The organism is Dactylosporangium sp. NPDC000521, from assembly GCF_042898305.1.
GTDB lineage: Bacteria > Actinomycetota > Actinomycetes > Mycobacteriales > Micromonosporaceae > Dactylosporangium.
Map to the genome: position 1 here is coordinate 1 of NZ_JBIAYW010000056.1, position 5,840 is coordinate 5,840.

Here is a 5,840-nt window from a genome sequence, read left to right on the forward strand (position 1 = left end):
CGCCGCGCTGGCGGACCGCTCGTCGGGCCGCTCGGTGACGCACGGCACCGGCGCCGCCGATGCCGGTGTTGCCGCCGCACCGCCCGCCACCAGCAGGCCGGCCAAGACCGTCAACGCGACGGAACCATTCGGCCAGACGGTTCGCCTGAATCTGGACATGACCACGGTGAATCCCCCCGTTTCCGCTGGATCAAATCTCGCGCAGCGTAGGGCAGGCGATCACCCTCCTGCAATGCCCGAAACGGGAATGCGATCGTTGTTGACGAATACTGGAGGTTCTGTCCGCTTTGAGCCAAAGTTGACGCGCATATTAAAGGCTCTCACTACCACCGCACTCTCCATCGGCTATCATCACGTATCAGGACGTTCTGCCGGGGTGGTCGGGCCGGGCGAGGTGCTGAAGGCCTCATTCGGCGCTGTTGCGTCCCGCCGGAATTGGCCTTAACGTTTGCCGTTGTATCGATGGGATGGCGGGTATTCGGCGGTTGCTGGAACGGTCCGAATAAATCGTCTTTCAGCGTCACTTAATGGGGGAGTGCGCATGGCTGATCTGCGCGGCCGGGTCAGGGTGACGGCCCTGATCGCGGCCCTTTGCGTCCACGTTGAGCCAGACGGAGTCGAGCAGCCTGACGACCGGGGCCGACGTGGCGGTCAAGCAGGGGCAACAGCTGTACATGGCCCCGAGGGGTCGAGGTGACCTGGCAGAAGGTTCAACTCACCAGAAACGGGCCGAAGGGTGAGAAGGTCGCGGTCGGGACGGCGATCCGGATGAAGGTGCGCCACGTCGGTAACGACACCTACGTCGGCGACGGCAAGAAGGCACCCGCGCTCGGCTGGAACAGCAAGAACGTCCCGAACGCCATCCTCAACGACAGCGAACTCGGGGAGTAGGGCTGTGCGCCGCCCGGGAGGCACGCACGAAGCACCTCCCGGGCGGCGCTGTGGACGTCCCATTGCAGTGACGCTCGAGGCCGATGTTTCAGGTTGCCCCGGCATTGCCGGGGCGATCCGGCAATGCATCGGCACGGCATCGTCCCGGCGCTTCTTCGGCCTGGTAGTCGATTACGAGTGAACGGGAAGCGGCAGATATTTCAGTCGGTCTTCAATCCTCTTCAATATGAGCGAAACGGGGATTCACCGTGGTCGTGTCCAAACCCGGGCGCAGCGCCTGGGCAACAAGTTCCGTCGCGTTGACGGTATTGGCCGGCGTGTTGGTGGCGGGCGGTGCGGCGGCAGCTCCGGCGGCGCCGGCGCCGGCGCCGTGCGTGGCCGAGCGGCCGGATGAGTGGTCCGCCGGTGCGGCGGCGAAGGCCTGCGGCGGCAAGGTGGAGGTGGCCGCGGGACGCAGTGAGTACACGCAGGTGTTCGCCAACCCCGACGGCACGACGACGTTCACGTCCAGCGCGGTCCCGGCCCGGGTCCGTCGCGCCGACAAGACCTGGACGCCGGTCGACACCAATCTCCGCGCCCGCACCGACGGCACCCTGGCGCCTCGCGCGTCGGTCGCGGACGTGGTGTTCTCCGCCGGCGGCGCCGGACCGTTCGTCACCTACCGCACCGGCGGCTCGACGCTGTCGCTGTCGCTGCCGGTCGTGCTCCCGAAGCCGGTCATCGACGGCTCGTCAGCCGTCTACAGCAACATCCTGCCTGACATCGACCTGCGCGCCACGGCCACCGCGACCGGGTTCACCCACGTCCTCGTCGTGAAGACCGCCGCGGCGGCGGCGAACCCGGCCCTCGCAGCCATCCGCTACGACGTCACCGGCGACACCGTGGCCCGCACCGCCACCGGCGGCCGCGTCGCGTTCCGGAACACGAAGGGCCGCACGGTCGCGGTCTCGTCCGAGGCGTACATGTGGGACTCCACCGTCGACCCCGGCGCCGGCGGCGAGGTCAAGGTCGACGCGGCGACGCTGTCCGCGCTGCGGCAGGCGCCGACGGCCGAGCTGCGGTCCACCGAGCACCGGCCGGGCGTGACCGCCCGGATCGCACCCATCGCGGTCACCGCCGCCGCGGACGGCCACGGCATGCTGCTGCGGCCGGACACGGCGATGCTGCGCAACCCGGCCGCCGCGTTCCCGCTGTTCATCGACCCGCAGATCGGACCGGTGGACACCAGGTGGGCCTACTCGCGGTCCCAGGACTCCGACTACGGCCCCAACGACAAGGCCCGGGTCGGGTACAACCCACCCGCCTATGGCGGCGACGGCAAGCTCTACCGGGGCTACTTCGAGTTCCCCACCACGTACGGCGGGCAGACCTACAAGGGCAAGCACGTCACGGCGGCGTCGTTCTCCATCGAGCTCTGGCACTCGTACTCGTGCACCGACACGCCCACCAGCCTGTTCCGCACGGGCGGGATCACCGTCGGCAACGGCGGCCGGATGAACTGGGCCACCCGCCCGCTCGGCGCCAGCGCAACCTACCTGGCCACGGGGTACGGTCACGCGAACAAGGCGGGCGGCTGCACTACCGGCCAGCCGGACATGCTGATGACGTTCGGCGGCACCCCCACCATGCGCGACGACGTCCAGATCGCCGCCAACGGCAACTGGGACACCTACACGGTCGGGCTGTGTGCCTGTGACAGCAACGGCGCCAACGAGTCCGCCGACAGCCGGTGGAAGAAGTTCTATGTCGACTACCGCACGACCATGAGCGTCACCTACAACACCGTGCCCGGCACACCCGCGAACCTGTCACCGCACCAGGGCCAGGTCGCCTGCGGCGGCGTCATTGGCACCACCACGCCGGTCCTGCAGGCGCAGTACGTCGACGCGGACACCGCCGACAATCTCACCTCGACGTTCCAGTGGCAGCAGCTGCCGTCCGGCGCCGTGACGACCCTGTCGGGTCCGTCGAAACCCGCCAACAACAACGGCGCCGTGACGGTCAGCCTCGGCAGCGCTGCCGAAGGCAAGCAGTACCAGTTCCGGGTGCAGACCAACGACGGCACCGACCCGTCGCCCTGGTCACCGTGGTGCACGTTCACGGTCGACACGACCGCACCGCCCGCGCCGGTGGTGACGCCGACGGCCTCGGGATCGGCGCCTGTCTACACCGCGTGCGACCCGGGGAACATCAACGCCTGCACACCGCGGGGCGGACCCGGCATCAGCGGCGGCTTCAAGTTCAGCGAGCCCACCGGTCCCGCCGGGCAGGACGTCGTCAAGTACGTCTACGGCTGGGACGCACCGTCGATCACGGTGACCGTGACGGCGGGCGCCGCCACACCGACCATCATGCTGACCCCGCCGCGCTATGGCATCAACAAGCTGACCGTGTACAGCGTGGACACGGGCGGACTGTCCAGCCCGACCAGTGTCTACAACATCCTGGTCGCCGCCCCGTCGTCGGCGGTGGCGCACTGGCCGCTGGACAGCATCAACGGCCACGGCTTCACCGACAGCGTCTCCGGCTCGTCCTTGACCACCTCCGGCGTCACGTGGACGCCCGACGCCCGGTACATCGGCGCGGACGCGGCGACGTTCAACGGCACGGGTCAGGCCAGCCAGTCGGTGCCCGTGACCACCGCCGGCTCGTTCAGCATCGCGGTGTGGTCTCGGGCGACGCCGTCGCTGTGCGCGACCGGCATCGAGTACGGCATCATGTCGATGGACGGGCCCACGGGCAAAGCCAGTGCCTTCAAGCTCACCTTCGACTGCGTCAAACTGCGGTGGGAGTTCGACATCGTGGCCGACCCGGCCGCGACCTCGCCGACGTTGACCAGCGTGTCGACGGCCGACGGCAGCGCGGTGCCGGGCCGATGGACACTGGTGGTCGTCTCGTACGACAAGGCGCACAACAAGATCAACACCTGGGTGGACGGCACGCTGGCCGACACCTCCACTCCATCGAGCGGGTGGGTGTCGCAACACGACGCGTCCCTGGGCGGGAGCGGGCCCGTGGTACTGGGCCGCTACCGCGCCTCCACCGGCAACGACGCGGGCCGCTTCAGCGGCCAGATCGCGGACGCCCGGATCTGGAACCGGGCGCTGGTCGCCGAGGACGTCATCGGCAGCAACGCCAACCCGGCAACCGGTGTCCCCGCCCAGACCGGCTTGACCCGGCCCCTCGAGGTCGGCTCGTGGCAGTTCCCCGACGGCGAGTGCTACTGCGGCGACACCCCGGACGGCTCGGTGTTCGGCCGCAAGGCGACGCTCACGCCGAACTGGACCCTCGACCCGTCCTGGAGTGGCGACCCCGCCACCACCCCGGCATGGCTGACGAACGACTCCCACGACGGTAACGGCGGCGTCCAGCTCGACGGCACCGCCGGCTACGTCTCCACCCGCGACGACAAGGGCACCTGGACCACCGCCGACGACGTGGAGCGGCCGGTCCTGCGCACCGACCAGTCGGTCACGGTCACCGCCTGGGTCAAGCTCGACGCGATCAAGAGCACCGACCAGCAGGTCCTCAGCCAGAACAACTTCCACCTGTACAACCGCGGCTCGGACCACAGGTGGAGCTTGAACGTGCGCAAGCCCGACGGCTCCGGCGGCTACATCAGCATCGAGTCGACCTCCGACGTCGTCGCCACGACCGGGGAGTGGGTCCACCTCGCGGGCGTGTTCAACGCGGCCACCGGCGACGTGCAGCTCTACGTCAACGGCGTGCGGCAGGCGTCGACCGGCCACGGCTCGGTCGGCGTCGCACCGTCGCTCAGCCTCATGATCGGCACCCGTTCGGCCACGAACCCCTCGCTCTTCGGCGGGACCATCGATGAGGTTCACGCATACCAGGGCATCCTCAACGACCGGGAGATCGCGAACAGCTACACCGGCATCTGACTCTCCTCACCCCCGAGCGCGCGGGCCTGCCGGAACAACCGGCGGGCCCGCGCGTCACCGTCCGCCACCGCCGACCAGCACCGCCACCGTGTTCGCAGCCTTGGCGCAAGTTCCATGATCATGCCGCACGGCATGCCACCATCCATCGAACCCGGTGATTTCACCTGTCCTCGACCGGACTAGTGCGATCTCGTACTGTGCATATCCGGGGGATCGCCCAGCGCGTCGTGTCGTGGAACCTGGCGATGCTTGTCGCACTTGCCGCGCTGACGGCCTGCGCCAGGAAGGTGCAGCCCGCCGGTGCCGGATCAGACACCCGCATCCTATGAGTTGCTGGTCGGCGAGTGGCACTCGACGATGACCGACTCCCTGCACCTCGAAGGCACCCTGCTGGAGCGCCCGATGCCCGAGGTTCCGTGGCCCGCCGGATGGGATTTTCCGCTTCCGGGCGCGGTGCGCCGGCACCGGCGCACTGTCGTTCAGCGTGCGTGGGAAGAACTTCCGCAACAGGTTACAGGCGCAATGCACCGGCAACTGGCAGCTCGACGTGACCTCGGCCCCTACACCGTGACCTACGCCAAGTTCCGGCTGCGGCTGCACCAACGCCACATCAGCTACGTCCTGGCCGTGGCCAGCAACCAGAAAGTCCCGACTGGGCGCGGCAGTTCCCGCGCCGATGCCCGGCCGTCGCAGCGCCGGCACTCGCCTGGAAGCGGCGCGGCTGCGGTGACGGTGTGAAAGGGCCGCGGGTCTACGACTAGGCGGTGGCCACGCTGCCGGACACCGGCACTGCCGAACACGGCTACACCCGCTGGCTGCTGGTCCGCCGCAGCATCGCCAAGCCCACCGAGCTGGCGTACTACCTGTGTTACGGCCCGGTCCGCACCGACGATGAGGAGTTGATCCGGGTTCGACTCGTTCTCGCCTGATGTAGTGGCGAACATCGAACATCCGGAACCTGTCAAGTCAACTGAGACAGTTTCTTGATTTTGTTTAGCTTTGTGCTGCTGGAAGGCCGGTCGCTGCGGGAGCGGTGGCCTGTTCGAG

General features: G+C 68.5%; 4 protein-coding genes. All 4 read left to right on the forward strand.

Annotation, left to right across the window (positions count from 1 at the left end; genetic code table 11):
- The first annotated feature begins 693 nt into the window (after positions 1–693).
- The 4 genes from ACFY3L_RS54470 (at position 694) to ACFY3L_RS54485 (ending at position 5,722) form a co-directional block, all read left to right on the forward strand.
- Positions 694–891 (forward strand): hypothetical protein, encoded by a 198-nt coding sequence (locus ACFY3L_RS54470; RefSeq protein ID WP_389343904.1) that lies wholly within the window; start codon positions 694–696, stop codon positions 889–891.
- A 374-nt stretch (positions 892–1,265) separates the two neighbouring features.
- The gene (locus tag ACFY3L_RS54475) at positions 1,266–4,793 is read left to right on the forward strand and encodes a LamG-like jellyroll fold domain-containing protein (protein WP_389343907.1); all 3,528 of its coding nucleotides are present in this window, start codon (positions 1,266–1,268) and stop codon (positions 4,791–4,793) included.
- A gap of 300 nt (positions 4,794–5,093) precedes the next feature.
- A complete protein-coding gene (locus tag ACFY3L_RS54480; protein ID WP_389343910.1) occupies positions 5,094–5,531 on the forward strand; it encodes a hypothetical protein in 438 nt (145 codons plus the stop codon).
- Between the two features lie 26 nt (positions 5,532–5,557).
- Positions 5,558–5,722: a hypothetical protein gene (locus tag ACFY3L_RS54485; RefSeq protein WP_389343912.1), complete on the forward strand. Its 165-nt coding sequence runs from the start codon at positions 5,558–5,560 to the stop codon at positions 5,720–5,722.
- The last annotated feature ends 118 nt before the right edge of the window (positions 5,723–5,840 follow it).